The following is a 16,138-nucleotide window of genomic DNA, read 5'->3' as shown; positions in this document are numbered from 1 at the left end:
CATTGCTGGTCGCAGTGTTGCCAGCCGGATCGGTGACCGAGGCCTCAACGCTATACTCGCCTTCGCTCAGCGGTGTCTCAGCGTCGACACTGTAGGTGCCATTCTCGACGGTGGCGGTGACGGTCTGTTCGTTGCCGTCACTATCGGTGATGACCAGGGTGACGGTGCTACCGTCTTCGGCATCGGTGGTACCGACGATGGTGGGCGTGGTGTCGGAGGTCAGTGCGGGAGCATCGACGGTCAGCGCCGGCGCGCTCGCATCGATCTCGCCCACGTCATTGCTGGTCGCAGTGTTGCCGGCCGGATCGGTGACCGAGGCCTCGACGCTGTACTCGCCTTCGCTCAGCGGTGTCTCGGCGTCGACACTGTAGGTGCCATTCTCGACGGTGGCGGTGACGGTCTGTTCGTTGCCGTCACTATCGGTGATGACCAGCGTGACGGTGCTGCCATCGTCGGCATCGGTGGTACCGACGATGGTGGGCGTGGTGTCGGAGGTCAGTGCGGGAGCATCGACGGTCAGCGCCGGCGCGCTGGCGTCGATCTCGCCTACATCATTGCTGGTCGCAGTGTTGCCGGCCGGATCGGTGACCGAGGCTTCGACGCTGTACTCGCCTTCGCTCAGCGGCGTCTCGGCGTCGACGCTGTAGGTACCATTCTCGACGGTGGCGGTGACGGTCTGCTCGTTGCCATCGCTGTCGGTGATCACCAGGGTGACGGTGCTGCCGTCTTCGGCATCGGTAGTGCCGACGATGGTGGGCGTGGTGTCGGAGGTCAGTGCCGGTGCGTCGACGGTCAGCGCCGGCGCGCTCGCATCGATCTCGCCCACGTCATTACTGGTCGCGGTGTTGCCTGCGGTATCAGAAACCGAAGCTTCGACACTATATTCGCCTTCGCTCAGCGGCGTCTCGGCGTCGACACTGTAGGTGCCGTTCTCGACGGTGGCGGTGACGGTCTGCTCGTTGCCATCGCTGTCGGTGATCACAAGGGTGACAGTGCTGCCATCGTCGGCATCGGTGGTACCGACGATGGTCGGTGTGGTATCGGAGGTCAGCGCGGGAGCATCGACAGTCAGCGCCGGCGCGCTGGCGTCGATCTCGCCCACGTCATTGCTGGTCGCAGTGTTGCCAGCCGGGTCGGTGACCGAGGCTTCGACGCTGTACTCGCCTTCGCTCAGCGGGGTCTCGGCGTCGACGCTGTAGGTACCATTCTCGACGGTGGCGGTGATGGTCTGTTCGTTGCCGTCGCTGTCGGTGATGACCAGGGTGACGGTGCTGCCGTCTTCGGCATCGGTAGTGCCGACGATGGTCGGCGTGGTGTCGGAGGTCAGTGCCGGGGCATCGACCGACAAGGACAGCACGACCTCTGTCGGCAGTGTCGGATCAAGATCCAGCCCCAGACCATCTTCATCCTCATCATTGAATTCCGGGTCGGTAAAGCCGCCCTCATATTCATAGGAGGTCCGTTCGACACGCCCTTCGCGCCCCACCCCAGAGGCATCCAGGAAACCACTACGACTGCTGCCTGGCGCACCGCCATTCTCACCAGCTGCGGGAGCTTCCTGAATCGCGGTCGGGTCTTCGCCACGAGCGATCGCTTCGCGCAACGCTTCCACTGTCGGGTCAACAGGCGCTTCCCCACGCGACTCGGCCAGCAACACCTCAACGCCGATCGGTGCCCCCTGCGGCACCACAAGCTGGGTGCCGTCTTCCAGCACCACGATCGCGCCCTGCGGTGCGACCAGAGTGGCTGTCGGTTCAAGCGTCATTCCATTGACGACACGCTGCGCCTCGCTGGTGGAGGAAACAACAAGTACTGTGCCTTCTGTGCGGATGACCTGGACCATGGGGACATACTCCTGCTGGGGAAAGGTGCTGCATCATGCTGCGAAGGGGGCAATGGCATGATCGACAAGAATGGATAGTTACATTTTGATACACAACATCACTTACTGCAACCTAGCAATTTTCAGTAGTGCCATAGCGCTATGAGAGTGAGACCTCTAATCACAAAAAACCTTTATCAATCAGTTACTCACTCTCATAAAAGTCGTCATTCCACTTTAGTGAATCTTGCGAGACTGAGCAGACCACTGGCGCCGGATACTACGCAAGGGTGGTGATTGATCATGAGGGCTCGCTAATACCGTAGCATCGTTGTAAAGCCATTGTTCAATCAAATCTGCCAAATGTAACAATGCTTTTACATTTTGCGGTTGCTGCTGGGCAATACGGCGCAAGTGACTGCCGGGCGCCTCGCCCACGTAGGGGCCATGGCCCGTACGCTCCAGCCGCTTCACCAACCTGCGGTAGGCCCGCACACCTGCGTGCGCTGACACCTCACGACCTGACCACAGCACCAGTGCCACGCCTGCCAGCACCACACAGGCCAGCAGCCCGAGCACACCCCAGACAAGCCACTCCCAGCGGAAGTCACCAAACAGTCGCTTCCAGAGATTACGCTGCTCATCGAGACGGAACCCCACCACACTGCGTTGCCAGCGATATTCGAAACGCTCCCACTGCCGTCTCAGATCACTGAGCAATGAATTATTCAGCGTGAAAGCGCGCAAACCAGCATCGGCCATGAAGCCCGGCTGCCCCTGCAGGCTCAGCGCCCCCTGTGAGATTCGCTCGGGAGCCACTGCCGCGGTGGGATCAAATCGATGCCAGCGGCCGGCATGGAACACCTCGACCCAGGCGTGAGCGTCATATTGGCGAATGCTCAATTCCTGCGGCCCACCGATGCCATCGCCTTGTGCCTCGCCGCCCAGGTAACCCGCGACCATACGCGCCGGCAGTCCGGCAGCGCGCGCCAGAAAAACGCTGCTAGAGGCGTAATGGGTGCAATAGCCCTGCAAGCTGTCGAACAGGAAATCATCGACACGGCTGAGCCCCTCGAGACGCGGTGGCGTCAAGGTGTAGTGGAAAGGCTGGCGATTGAAATACTGGAAAAGGCGTTGCAGGAAGATCTGAGGGTTTCCCCCCGACTCCCGCATCAGATCGCGAGCAAACTCACGGGCACGCGGGTTGCCATCATCGGGCAACAGTTGATCAAGGCGCTGCATCCATTGCGGGGCCGCTGTCGGCGGCGCGCCGGTGGAAGACATCTCCAGCAACTCGCGGGTATTGAGCGACGCCAGCCCTTCAAGGGTGCCGTCAATCAGGTAGCGGGCCTCACGACTGGTCGTCAATGGCGCACCGAGACTCGGCCGCCAGGGGCGCGGGTCCGGCTCCAGCAGCAGCTCATAGCGATGACGTGCGGTCTCCCCTTCCCTGCGCGTCCCGCGCTGAACGTAGCGCTCGGTCGGCCCGCCCAGCGCCTCCTGAAAACGCTCCGGCGTGGCACGCGACCAGCGCACGCCATCAAACAGGCTCAGGGTATACACACGCCAGTAGCGCTGGGAGGCCGCAGGCAGTCCGTTGTCGAAACGCGCCCGAAACGCCAGGGCGTCACTGCGACCCAGAGCGGCGATATCGCCGGGAGAGACACTGTCGGTAAGCCCCGTGGTGGCCTCGTTGAGCTGCGGCACGTTCCACAGCGGCGGCAAGCGAGGAAAGAGCACGAACAAGCCCAGCATCAGCGGCAGGGACAGCCCCATCAGCCAGGCCGTCTCCCGCATGGCCTCACGACGCTCGCGTGCACCGGCGATCAATACCAGCCCGCCGACCAGCCACGCCGCAGCCATGACCGAGGCCGCCGCCATCAAGGGCCCCTGGTCGTGCAGGAAGGCTGCCGCCAGCACCACGAAACCCAGCCCGCAGACCACTCGACCGTCCCGCAGACTGTCCGTCTCCAGCAGCTTGAGCAGATAGATGCCGACCAGCAGGCCGATCATCGCCTCCAGGCGCAGTATCTGGCCGTATTCGAGAAACAGGCCCGCCGCGACCATGGCCACCGCCGCCAGTCGCAACAGGATGCCAGCGCGCGGAACTCGCGCCCGGAGTTGCTGAAAGCGCCACAACGCCGCCAGCAAGGCCGGCAAGGCAAGCCACACCGGCATCCACAGCACATGCAGCGCCAGCACCAGACACTGGCCGATGAACAGGTGGCGCAGCTCCAGCCAGCCCAGCGACTGATCAGGCGTCAGCGATTTGCGCTGCCACCAGCGTCGTCTGGCGCTGGAGGAAGTAGAAGATGCGCCACGGGAAAGCTCGTCCTTTGAGGAGCGGCCCAAGGAGGCACGTCCCGGGGAAGCCTTGGCTGTCGACAGGCTCATGCGCTGCCCTCCTGACTCAAGGGACGACTCGCGCCGGCTCGCTCGGCGGCCTCACTGGCCGCCAGCTGGGCGGACCAAGGCAACTTTCGCTCGCCGCCGAACAGCGTCAACGCCTCAAGCACTCGACGGCGATGCGCCCCGCCACTGGCGATGGCCAATGTCTGCCCCGGCAGCCGCAGACCATAGGTCGCCTGGGCACCTTCCGCCTCCAGCACGCGCGCCGTCAGCTCCGATAGCCGCTGCTCCATGTCGCCACGACAGGCCTCGTAATCCAGCCACAGCGAGGGACGCGTAGGCGTCTCGAAGCGCTTGGTGACCAACTCTCCGCTGCGCCCCCAGTGCTTCCAGGCGATATGCGCTGGCGCATCACCCGGCACATAGCGGCGCAGCCCGGCGAAATCGCCCTGCTCTATCTGTTCGAGCGTACGACGACTGCCCTGCGGGATGGAGGGAAGCTCCGGTTGTGGATAGACGAGGACCGGCGTGTCGATCGCGACCCAGGCCCACAGGCGCACCAGTCCCAATGGCCAGCGCGACTCCAGCGTCAGTGTCGGCAATGAGAACTGGCCACGCTGGAAGGCTGCCAGCTCCAGCGGCGCGCTGCCTTCGCCGTCATGGATCTCGAGTCGCTGGCGCGCCTCTCCCAGCCGCACATCGATGGCATGTGAGCGAACCCGTCCGGTGAGGCGCACCATGACGCGCAACGTATTGCCCGCAAATGCCTCGCCATCGGCGATCAGCTGCACTCGCACGCCCGCCAGATTGCGCCAGCTGCGAAAGATGCTGACCACTGCCACGGCGAACAACCAGAAGGACAGGCCATGCGCCAGCGAGTTCTCGTAATTGATACCCAACAGCAGCAGCAGGATTACCAGCACCGCCCAGTACAGCCCGAAGGGCGTCGGCAAGATCATCAAGCGTGCGTGATGAAGCGCCTCGCCTCCGCCAATCGACATCTTGCGCAGCAGGCGGGCTTTCACCCGCGTCCATGCGCCGGGCTTCGCCACCTGGGTCATGCAGGCACCACCGCCACCTGCCCGAGCAGATGGCGCGCCACGGCCTCACCCTCAGCAACACTGCCTTCGCTGAGGCGGTGCCCCACGACGGGCGCCCAGACCGCTTGCACATCCTCCGGCAGCACATAGTCACGTCCTGCCAGCAGTGCCCAGCCACGCGCAGCACTGGCCAGCGCCAGCACCCCGCGCGTCGAGAGACCATAGGCCACTTCCGGCGAGCTGCGCGTCGCCGCCACCAGCGCCTGCAGATAATCCAGCAGCGGGTCAGACAGCCGTACACGGTCCACGGCTGCCTGCCACTCATTGAGCACCGAGACAGGCAACAAGGGTCGCAGCGCCTCGATATGCTGACGCCCGGCATTGCCCTTGAGAATCTCGCGCTCGGCAGCGGGCTCCGGGTAGCCCAATGACAGCCGCATCAGGAAGCGGTCCAGCTGGGACTCCGGCAGCGGGAAGGTACCGGATTGCTGGAGCGGATTCTGGGTCGCGATCACGAAGAACGGTTCTGGCAGGCGACGGGTCTCGCCCTCCACCGTCACCTGACGCTCTTCCATCGCCTCCAGCAACGCGCTCTGCGTCTTGGGCGTGGCACGGTTGATCTCATCCGCCAGCACCAGCGAGTGGAACACCGGGCCGGGGTGAAAACGGAAGTTGCCCTCACGCGGGTCGAATACCGACACGCCGAGTATGTCTGCGGGCAACAGATCACTGGTGAACTGCACCCGCTGCATATCCGCTCCGATCAGACGCGCCAGCCCCTGGGCGAGGGTCGTCTTGCCCAGCCCGGGCAAATCCTCGATCAGAACATGACCACGACACAGTAGACAACAGAGCGCCAGACGGATCTGGCGCGGCTTGCCCGCCAGCACCGTCGACAATGCGGCTTCCACCTCTTCCAGCTGCTGTGGCGATACCTTGGCATTCATGCAAAGACTCCAGAACAAAGTGGGGAGGAGGAGAGGCGGCCATCAAGATGGGCAGCACACGCCAGATGACGCAGGGGCAGCGGCGTTGCTGCACAGGCTCGACAGGGAAAAGCGGAGATCATCGGCTCAGGCTCTCACTCAGAAAGCCTTCATGAATCAGGCGCTCAAGGGCCATACGGCTATCAGGCGTTGAAGGATGCAACGCAAGCGCATCGGCAGGCGTGACCCAGAAGGCATCTGCCACTTCTTCCGCCTGCAGCGTCAACGGGCCATCGTAATGCACCAGATATGTACTGCCGAAGACATGGTTAGTCGCGTCGGTGTAGCAGAAGTCGAAACAATGCTTGAGCGGCGCACCGCGCACGCCTATCTCTTCCTCCAGCTCGCGACGGGCAGCCACCTGCACGGCTTCACCAGCCCCGACAACCCCTCCACTGGCGAGGTCGAAATAGCCAGGGAACACTTCCTTGCTCAGGGTACGCTTCTGGATGCACAGTTCACCGCGGCCATTGAGCACGAAGGCATAGGTCGCACGATGCCAATAGCGGTAGCGTCGCATCAAGCGACGCGGTGCCGTGCCACAAGGGCGATTCTGTGCATCGACCAGCTGAATGATTTCGTCCTGGATCACCGTTCCCTGTTCCTTGCCTGTCCTTGAGTCACTTCGATAGCCACCCGCGACGACCAACACCGCCAGATGGCATCGACCAATGCGTCCCACGGTAGCAGAATGCGACGAAGCTGCCTTCAACTGCGGCCCGGACACCTGCCTTCACACCCGGGCAACAGGTGACGCTCGCATTCGGGCAAACCACCTAAAACAGAACCCTCTGCACCAGCCTCTGCACCAGCCTCTGCGCCAGCCTCTGCACTAGCCTCTACACTAGAGGCCATCGACGTCAGAAAACACCACGCTGGCATCATGGACCGGCCCCAGGGTCATTCTCTTTACACGCCGAAACAGGAGATGCGCACGGCATGAGGCAACCTCATAAGGGACATGGCGCGCCGCGACGCGCCGGACAGATATCGGCTGGCCTGACCGCCCTTCGCACCATCGCCACTACCGCCAGCAGATGGCTGGCGACGCTGACCCTGCTCTCCTTTGCCACCGTTCACGCCTCAGCGCAGGAGACCCCGTCCGCCGCTCCCCATGTCGAGCAAGCCTTCGCGCTACCGACGCCACCGGGTGCCACGACCGGGGCCGTCTACCTGACACTCTCGATCACAAAGGGCGATACCGTGCTGACAGGCGCGAGCACGCCGATGGCCGCCACGGTCGAATTGCACAGCATGCAAGTCACGCAAGAGCGCATGCAGATGCACAGAATCGAGCAACTGGCGATTTCCTCTGACGCGCCGCTGACGATGGCTCCCGGCAGCGGCCCCCATCTGATGCTGATCGGGCTGACGCAACCACTCACTGCAGGCGACAAGCTGCCGCTGACGCTGCATTTCCTGGCGAGACCTGACACGAGCCTTGAGGTCTCGATCAAGGACTACGCCGAGATGATGTCGCTCAGTGAGTAACGCCATCGGTGCATACGCCTCTATCGACAAACCCCTCTATCTACAAGCGCCCCAACCCGCGAAACGCGCATGCAAAACGGCCCTGACACAAGGTGCCAGGGCCGTTTTCTCAAGAAGCGCCAGATCCTCACCGGGCTGACAGGCTGTCTCAAAGCCCCCAGACCACCCGCAACGCCAGCCCCAGCAACACCACGCCCGTCAGACGATTGATCCACACCGCGCGCGCCTGCAACCAGGGCAGCACCCGCGAGTGCGACAGCACCAGTGCCACCAGCACATACCAGAGCCCGTCGATGCCCATGGCCGTCACGACGACCAGCCACTTGCCCAACTCGCTCATCTCCGGCGTGATCAACTGACTGAGCAGCGCCACGAAGAACAGAATCAACTTGGGGTTGGCCAGCGCCACCATGAAACCATCGCGAATCGCCATGGAGCGGGACGTGGTGACGGCCTGCGCCTCCAGCGCTCCGCCTCGGCCCGCCCGCAGCGCCTTGATCCCCAACCAGGCCAGATAGGCTGCCCCCAGCAGCATGATCGCCTGGAAGACGCCCGGATAATGAACGATCAAGGCGCCGAGCCCCCAGGCAGTCAGCGCGGCGTACAACCCGACTCCCAGCGCATGACTGATACCGGCGGCAACCCCCGCACTCCTGCCGCCACCCAGGGTATGGCGCAGTACCATCGCCAGACTCGGCCCGGGCGACATCGCCCCCATCGCGCATAGCGCAACCAGTGACAACCACAGATTCAGCGGCATCCAATGCATGAAGGTCATTCCATGTTCCAGACAATTGATGAAAGCGACACAACGCCGACCACGGGCAAACACCTGAAGGTATCACCTGACAGTAACCTGGCGCTCGCGGTGTGGCCCGCTCTACCCATCCTGCGTTGCTGACGGGATACGAGCATCGGACGCATACAACTCCCACCAAGTCTTCGGGTAGACGCGGTCGAGTGTATCAAGCGCCATGATGATGGGGCAGCAGGCCGTATGAACGACCTGGACATGCCCCTCACGACGGGTGTCACACGAACTGGTCAGCCCGCCCTCGAAGGCGGCCGTCGTGCATGGATTTATATGAGAACATAATAAAGTACAGAATTTTACACATCTGAAAACTTGTGCAACAGATTGGGAGTTGTACAAGTTCATGATAAAAAGTAACGTTTGTACCGCTGCTCAGGAAGAGCGGCAGGTTCAGCGTAGTGACAGGCCCTGTCAAAGGATGACGCGCAAGCTTGGGACTTCGCTCCCGGCCAGGAAGATTCGTAAGCCTGAGCGGGTAGGTTTACGAATCTTCATGACTGGCAAGCCTGCGAGCTCAGGGAAAGAGAACACTACGCTGAATGACACCGAATTCAGTCAGTTTCTGAAGGTGTACAAGATTCTTGCGGGTCAGTAGCGCCCGATCGCTGCTCAGGAAGAGCGGCAGGTTCAGCGTAGTGACGGGCCAAGTGCACAGGAAGTGCAGCCAGGGACAGGCCCTGTCAGAGGATGACGCGCAAGCATGGGAAGCTTCACTCCCCGGCCAGCAAGATCCATGAGTCTGAGCGATTGATTCCCGGGCCTTGATGGCTGGCAGGTTTGCGAACTCAAGGAAAGAGACCACTACGCTGCACCTCACCAGATTCAGTCAATTGCTGAGAAGGAGAGGAGACATGGAAGGGAAAGCTCAAGCCGCACTGTGTTGCCCGGCATGATCCAGAACACCGCATCGCACTCCTCGATCCCTCTCTCGCCCGCAACAGCATCTATCGACGCGTAAAGAGCGCTCCACATCAGGCGTGAGCCGCCGTCTGGATACACGAGACACAGGAAAGCCCCGACATTCGTTCGGGGCTTTCCTGTGTCTCGTCCCCTGCCGTCACATACAGAGCAAATACAAGCAGCTGCCATCCCCAGCGCCATGACAGGCGAAGCGTGAAGAGATAAGCAAGGACGGGCATTCGGATCAGGGAGAGACAGACAGAGAGCGAAGAACCACAAGGAAGATGAATCGGTGGGAGCCAGAAACGCAAAAAAGCCGCTCGAAAGCGACTTTTTCAATTCTGGTGCCGGTGGTCGGACTCGAACCGACACGCCATAGCCATAGGATAAAAACCCTATACAACAATGACTTATCGATAACCAACCAGCATGCCGATGAGCAGAGTGTATCACCTTAAGTGTTGGTGAGTGACAGGCTGACGCCGCGCAGAGACGATACCTTACGGGGAAGGAAATAGAGCAGGCAAGAACTTCCGAGCGACTTGGCTTGCAACGGACCTACCAGCCCTCTCATGAGGAATTCGCCCTCATAGGTGTCGACAGGTCAAGATGGGGTCAAATCCAGCTCAGAAGGCCCGTGTGAGGCTCACAAACATTGCGATGGGGCGAGCGCCACAACGGCTAGATGAATACCTTGCATGGGCCGATTTTCAAATCGGCCCGAGGAGATTATCTAGTATACCTAGAAGAGGGTTATTTTTTCTAAGACTTTACTTTTTTGAGACAAAGCAACTACAAATCATATAGAAGCTTTTCGAGTCTATTGATTAGATTTTAGCTTCTCGTCCCATTGAGTGAGCCTATAGTAGGCAGTCAAAGCGCTCTGAAGCTTCAAGTATATTAATAAAGATGGCTGATCATTACGTGACCTCAGCTCGTCGACAACAAATTGCATTGTATCTGCGAAACTATCTTGATGTTCATCTGGGACTTTCACTCCAGATGCGTAATATGCATCAAGCATATTATCCATATGTTCCTGATGAACAAATTTAAGAATGAAACTTGACTGACTAGAAAGATCATTTAGCACACCCTCACTTTCCATAGAGGAGAGGAGATTATTCAACAAATTTACTTTATGTGTAGTCCCTAAGCTAATGGACTTCTTCATTTCTGAATTCACATCTAATTGAAGCAGGAGGTTGCGATAGGAGTTCATACGTGCAGATTTTATAGAGCCTAGCATCTCCGAGGCCTCTACTTTTAATTGATTAATCTCTTCCATGAGCTCCTGGACTTCATGAAATTCTATAACGTAGCTACCTATACTGATAGCTCGAATATAAGGAAAAACAAGATACAACACAGAGCAGAAAAATCCGACAATAACTAGTGTAACTGCTGCACCACCTTCAAACTCAACAGGCGTATATAGCAGAAAACCGCTCAAAAGCATAAAGGACACGCCCATAAGAGACGCAAAAAATTGCCTGCGAAATGGAATAGCGTTTTTATGCCCACCCTTAAGACTTTCGTTAGCCACCCCGACCACTCCTTATATTCTTATGTCCCTATACCCTAACGAAAAACAGCCTTTTTGGCGCAGGAAAGTTCTTCAGCTGGCGGACATTCCGCGAGCAAGCTCCCACCACTCCATGCTCTACCCTACCTTTCAGAATCAGAAAACCCCTTGATTACCTATAGAATAATCAAGGGGTTAGAATAGATATAAGAGATGTGTTTTTAAGACACATCCGGTGGGGAGGGTAGAAAACTCCTTACCAGAGCGACCGCTTTCGCGAAATCACTCCGGCAAGGTGTTTGACCACTCCAGCCACCCATTTGCTAGTAACGGCTTTTACGCCGCATCCGTATGGGGCCACTCTACTCACTGTGCTGAACACCGTTGCGATGGTAAGTGAGATCATGGGTCTCCCATCGCCCCGCCCGTGACGCCCCGTTCAGCAACCTATGACGGCCGTATCCATCATAGGAACCTCTCAGGCGCAGCCTTGTGTCACGAACCTCTTCTAAGCTGCCGTCACCCACTGCACACTGCTCTAGGTTTTCGATACCCTGGCCGGTGCCCAGCATGGTGACTTTCCACTGCGGTCGAACGTGAGTTTCCCCGATACCTCCGCAGGGTATGTGATACGACTGTATCCACATACAGTGATTATCACACTTTACTTTTTGCCATTCAAGCCCCTACTCCCTCTAACACAGCTCTACAACGTCATTATTATCGATGCTTCCTCCCTCCTCGTCATCTTCAAAAGCATGCCGAGAAGCAGATGCACGAATAGCTACGGCTTCGTCCTCAGTGAGTGGCCTTACAACCAGCTCCGGCAGGCTGGCGGAGTCATCTCTAGACTGGCTGAGCCCAATAGCCCGATGGAGGATGTCACTAGTGTTTTTAAGGGCTGTAGAGGCCGCTGTAAGCCCTCGTAGGTGCATACCCCATGCTTGGGTATTATCTGGGGGCTTTGCGGCCTCTAGAGCCTCTAGAACGCGCTCACGAAGCTCGTGCGCCAGAGCTAACTCATCTTCAATCAGCGAGGTCAACTGATGTTTGAGACCCTCCTCATCGAGCAAGGAAGCCAGCTCGGCTCTCTGTGCATTAACAAGAGCATCTGATGCTTTACCTGGCTTTACCCCCTTACGTTTTTTGATTCTTTTGACAGTTGATATAGACATTCCTAATCGTCTAGCTACAGATGGCATGGTATGTCCGGCTTCAAGCATAACGATAGCTTTCGCTTCCAACTCAGGACAGATGCTCACCATTTACTCCCCACTAACGGCCAAAGCCGCCTTGGCAATCTTATCTATGCAAAGAAGGTTTGCCGCCACCTCAGAAGTAGATAAATCCTTCTTAGATGGATACCGGCTACATTCAGGAGCCTGGACAGATTCCAAGTATTTAGCGAGAGCCTCGAAAATGATGCATTCGACAGGCTTTTTTATAAGCCCTCCTTCGCGATAAGAAACTATCTTATCTATGGTTTGTTCAGGTAGTAAAATTGTTACTGGAGCCATTCCGAACCTCTTGGCCGTCTCAATTCGAATCTTTTCTTTCCGCCGAGCACGGCGATGAGTTCGGTTAACAGAACTACCTTTAAAGCTGGCTCGTTTAGCCAAGTTATCATTACGCTTATACTTGCTCATACAAACCTCAGTTAGTGAAAACTAACTGAATTATATGAAATACAAATCAGCTGCACAGTCATTATGCATAACTTGCATACCAAATCTGCTACACACCATTTTTCTTGACATCTTGAACAGTGCTCGTCGAGCAACCCAAATAACCTGCAACTTTCCTTACGCTGTTGCCTGCGGCAAGTAATTCAGAAATTTTCGTTCGCTTCTCATTATCTTTAGGCCTTCCCTTATACACACCTAAGGATTTCGCTTTCATAATCCCCTGTGCCTGTCGACGTCGACGATCTTCATAATCTTTTCGAGCAATCGCAGCCATCATGTCCAACATCATTGAATTGATGGCATCGAGCATACGAGCTGTGAACTCATCCCCCTCCACCACTCTTAGGCTTTGATGGCTAGTAGGAAGGTCAACAGCCACTACTCGTAGCCCTTTCGCTTCGATTTCAGCTCTAAGACGACGCCAATCACCTCCTGGAAGCCTCGATAGTCGATCTATAGCTTCCACTAGCAGAACATCACCAGCCTGGGAGTCTTTTAACAAGCGCCGGAGCTCCTGACGCTCAGCATCTGCCCCAGATACATTCTCAGTGTAATAGCTAGCGACCTTGTGACCATGCTCTTCTGCAAAGGCATCGAGCTGGCTACGGGCCCGTCCAGCATCTTGATCCTCTGTGCTAGCTCGAAGGTAAGCTCGGATAAACATTTGAGATGCTCCTGTATCGTTTAGCATGTATCGGTAACAAGCGTAGCGGTTTGAGTCCGAAAACCAAAATAACGATACAGAATAACCACCTTTGGAGGCGTGTTGCTTTAGGTATACCCTATCCGCCTAGCATTCGAGTGCTAATCGAAGAGGGTGAATTCTCTGCTCGTGTGAGCCTTTTGCTCCTTCTCTTTTTTCTTAGCTACTGACTCAGCGGTCCATAGACCGCGCGCCTCCCTTTTAACTCTCACTGTAGGAGTGAACAAATGGTTTAGATTTGATCGAATATTCTTCAAGTTTTCTGCATCCTCATGCTGGTTGCGGAACCGCTCTACAATCTCCTCACAAGGACCAATCTCACAACCCGTCCATCTCCTTCCTTTTAATTCTGCAACTATAAATGTAGTTCCTGAACCTCCAAATGGGTCTAGAACAAGGTTACCTTCATCTGTTGACATTTCGATTATTCTATCCATTAGCTTCACTGATAGCTCATTCGCACCTGTCCTCTTTTTATATTTAGCATGCCTAACCGGAGGAATATCAGTCCAAACGTCAGTGAGACTAATGCCCTTTGGATTCATTTTATGCTTATAACCACCATAATCTTTTATATCCCCAAAGCAGCTAGGACAAGTAGGTGTAGGTAGTCTATCTGCACTCAGCTTATTAGGTTTTTCACCTTTAACAAAATACAACAAAGAATAATGAGAAGGATAGAGCCTACCTTTTATTGGAAGACTATATTTCATATCAACTGCAATCCAATGTTTAAAGTTAAGTCGACCGTTTAGAAAATTTGAAAACTTACCATTCCAGGCAGGCAGATTCCAAACAAAGAATGAGCCGCCATGCTTTAAAACTCTAATACATTCATTCATCCAACTTTCGGTCCACTTAAGATATTCCTCTTCTTTCAGATTATCATTCATATCTGAAGGATACATCTTGTCCAAGTTAAAAGGTGGATCAGCGAAAATTAAATCTACGCTATCACTATCAATAGATTTTAGGTAATCAAGACAATCCTCTCGATAAAGGCTCCCTAACTCTGTCTCAAATACTGGGTCGACACTTTTATTCTCCAGCTGATTTGTATCAATATCTCCAATAAGTTTTAGGATTGAATCGGAGTATTCCTGAATCATACCTATACACTTTTGATTAAGTCGCCCCATTTTCAATGACAGCTCAAGCTCAGAAATACCCAAAACCTCTTGGATTATTGAAAGATCCTTACCAGAAGGAAGGATATTCTTACTATTGTAGTAGCCAAGCCTACTCACAGATATGCCCGTCAATTTCGAAAGATCTTTAACTTCTTTCCTAGATTCGGAACTTACCCCAAGTGCTTTAAAAAACTGATTTGAATATTCCATTAAACGCCTGCTAGGTAGTCGTAAACTTTAAAAACTATTCGAATTTTATCACACACCAAAGCCGCTCTCTTAGAAGTTCTCTTCGAAAAGGGACCTATAGGTCCCTCGAGTATAGACCATCCGCTGCTAGCTTGTAACCAGCTATCAAGGAGTGCACTCGATGGAGAAGCACAAAGCAAAATTACTAGGCCAAGTTCTTGGCTCACAGCTGCGACAAGAGAGAAACCGTGCAGGACTTACTCAAGATGACATAGCTGTAGCTATCGGTGTTGACCGAAGACATTACGCGCGAATCGAGAGTGGTCAAAAGAGAATATCAATTATTCGCCTCATTGAGGTATGTGAAGCTTTAAACATTGCCCCATCCGATGTCATCTCAAATACAAAGAGAATTTTAGACCATGAAAATCGAAATTAAGCACGATGGTAGCTTTATTCCCCATCAAGTCAGAGACAATGCAATAGATATTGTCTCTAGTTGCTTGCAGAAGATAATTACATCCAACAATGAATTCGTAGTTAATGACACTATATATTTCCGTGCACAAAGAAATCAAAAGGTAACGACATGTGTCATGAATTCGGCCACCTACCTGTCAAATAGCTTTCAAAGTAACTTGAGCATGATTGATGGATGCTACGGAGAAACTAAACGGCATGGTCAAAATATAGATGGCTTGATAACAAGAAGAATACAAGGCACTGGTTATAAAATAAAAGACCCAAACAGACTACTTGAGGTGCTACACTCATATATAGAAAAAAACGACCTGCCGGAAAGTTCTATATACACTCTATTCCCGATGTTTTATGGCATGTATGTTCAAAGCAATTTTTATGACATCGCCAACTTACCGCCTGAAACCCAACACTTATTTAAAGAGGAATACTTTGACTCTGAATTTAGACTGGGAGTTGAATTTGAGACTGGAAACATAGCGAGTTCCTTTAGAGCCTTTAATAAACTCTTTATTCTATTCCAAGAAGGATATATAGATGCTGGCGTATTCATAACCAGCACAGACAAAGCAAATTCTGCAACAAGAATATGGCCTGTATCAAATAGAAACGGTTCATTCCAAGAGTTGGAGAAGAGGCACTATTTGAATCAAGTATCTCTACCTTTAATATGTATCGGATTCTCGCCTGATAGATTCGATAATAAAGCTTCTTTTCTTGGAAAAGGAATGAGCTTATATAACCCTACACCTACAGGCAAAAGGGATACAACAGGAGCCTATGATATATTTATAGGAGAGGATGGCGAGGAAATTTTGCGCCCGATTGGCATCTCTTAAAGATCTATAACTTTCCTGAACATAGTTCAAAAGAATATCAATTACAAACTCTAACCAATTGACTTGGTGTGTAACTTATAGATTTCCACATGAATAGCAAGAACTACCCCTTTTGAGTCTTCGATATTGGTATATTAAATTTCGCTAGATGCCCCATATAAACGCTGCCCCACTATAAGGTAGGG

14 protein-coding genes are annotated in these 16,138 nt (G+C 54.8%); 3 read left to right on the top strand and 11 right to left on the bottom strand.

The annotated features are described in order from the left end of the window. The 5 genes from MKZ40_RS00830 to MKZ40_RS00810 form a co-directional block, all read right to left on the bottom strand. The coding region (locus tag MKZ40_RS00830) for a retention module-containing protein (RefSeq protein ID WP_282627740.1) at positions 1-1,843 on the bottom strand (1,843 nt) is incomplete at its 3' end. Between the two features lie 216 nt (positions 1,844-2,059). Further along, a complete protein-coding gene (locus tag MKZ40_RS00825) occupies positions 2,060-4,216 on the bottom strand; it encodes a DUF3488 and transglutaminase-like domain-containing protein (RefSeq protein ID WP_175089207.1) in 2,157 nt (718 codons plus the stop codon). Then, positions 4,213-5,232, bottom strand: coding sequence for a DUF58 domain-containing protein (locus tag MKZ40_RS00820; RefSeq protein ID WP_175089206.1), 1,020 nt, complete (start codon positions 5,230-5,232; stop codon positions 4,213-4,215). Before MKZ40_RS00820 ends, MKZ40_RS00825 begins: the two co-directional genes overlap by 4 nt. Further along, on the bottom strand, positions 5,229-6,158 hold the full coding sequence (locus MKZ40_RS00815) for a MoxR family ATPase (protein ID WP_175089205.1): 930 nt from the start codon (positions 6,156-6,158) through the stop codon (positions 5,229-5,231). Before MKZ40_RS00815 ends, MKZ40_RS00820 begins: the two co-directional genes overlap by 4 nt. 118 nt (positions 6,159-6,276) lie before the next feature. Next, the gene (locus MKZ40_RS00810) at positions 6,277-6,789 is read right to left on the bottom strand and encodes an NUDIX domain-containing protein (RefSeq protein WP_282627739.1); all 513 of its coding nucleotides are present in this window, start codon (positions 6,787-6,789) and stop codon (positions 6,277-6,279) included. Positions 6,790-7,136: 347 nt separating this feature from the next. Between MKZ40_RS00810 and MKZ40_RS00805 the strand changes: the two genes are divergently transcribed. Next, complete coding sequence (locus MKZ40_RS00805) at positions 7,137-7,688, top strand: copper chaperone PCu(A)C (RefSeq protein ID WP_175089204.1); 552 nt, start codon at positions 7,137-7,139, stop codon at positions 7,686-7,688. Positions 7,689-7,836: 148 nt separating this feature from the next. Here MKZ40_RS00805 and MKZ40_RS00800 read toward each other — a convergent pair whose 3' ends face one another. From MKZ40_RS00800 to MKZ40_RS00775, 6 genes are all read right to left on the bottom strand, one after another. Then, positions 7,837-8,448 (bottom strand): LysE family translocator, encoded by a 612-nt coding sequence (locus tag MKZ40_RS00800; protein ID WP_175089309.1) that lies wholly within the window; start codon positions 8,446-8,448, stop codon positions 7,837-7,839. Positions 8,449-10,222: 1,774 nt separating this feature from the next. After that, the gene (locus tag MKZ40_RS00795; RefSeq protein ID WP_175089203.1) at positions 10,223-10,948 is read right to left on the bottom strand and encodes a hypothetical protein; all 726 of its coding nucleotides are present in this window, start codon (positions 10,946-10,948) and stop codon (positions 10,223-10,225) included. Between the two features lie 674 nt (positions 10,949-11,622). Next, positions 11,623-12,189: a helix-turn-helix domain-containing protein gene (locus MKZ40_RS00790; protein ID WP_175089202.1), complete on the bottom strand. Its 567-nt coding sequence runs from the start codon at positions 12,187-12,189 to the stop codon at positions 11,623-11,625. A 3-nt stretch (positions 12,190-12,192) separates the two neighbouring features. Then, positions 12,193-12,573, bottom strand: coding sequence for a hypothetical protein (locus MKZ40_RS00785; RefSeq protein WP_175089201.1), 381 nt, complete (start codon positions 12,571-12,573; stop codon positions 12,193-12,195). Between the two features lie 88 nt (positions 12,574-12,661). Then, positions 12,662-13,276 (bottom strand): recombinase family protein, encoded by a 615-nt coding sequence (locus MKZ40_RS00780; protein ID WP_175089200.1) that lies wholly within the window; start codon positions 13,274-13,276, stop codon positions 12,662-12,664. Positions 13,277-13,416: 140 nt separating this feature from the next. Continuing rightward, on the bottom strand, positions 13,417-14,655 hold the full coding sequence (locus MKZ40_RS00775) for a DNA methyltransferase (protein ID WP_175089199.1): 1,239 nt from the start codon (positions 14,653-14,655) through the stop codon (positions 13,417-13,419). A gap of 160 nt (positions 14,656-14,815) precedes the next feature. On the opposite strand from MKZ40_RS00775, the gene MKZ40_RS00770 reads away from it, so the two are divergent. Both MKZ40_RS00770 and MKZ40_RS00765 read left to right on the top strand, forming a co-directional pair. Then, positions 14,816-15,073: a helix-turn-helix transcriptional regulator gene (locus MKZ40_RS00770; protein WP_175089198.1), complete on the top strand. Its 258-nt coding sequence runs from the start codon at positions 14,816-14,818 to the stop codon at positions 15,071-15,073. Next, positions 15,057-15,953: a hypothetical protein gene (locus MKZ40_RS00765; RefSeq protein WP_175089197.1), complete on the top strand. Its 897-nt coding sequence runs from the start codon at positions 15,057-15,059 to the stop codon at positions 15,951-15,953. The genes MKZ40_RS00770 and MKZ40_RS00765 overlap by 17 nt, the downstream gene beginning before the upstream one ends. Positions 15,954-16,138 lie beyond the last annotated feature (185 nt).

Origin of the sequence: Cobetia sp. BMC6, from assembly GCF_029991385.1 — a bacterium.
Lineage (GTDB): Bacteria > Pseudomonadota > Gammaproteobacteria > Pseudomonadales > Halomonadaceae > Cobetia.
The sequence above is the reverse complement of the archived record's forward strand: the minus strand, read 5'-3'. Positions and strand labels throughout refer to the sequence as shown.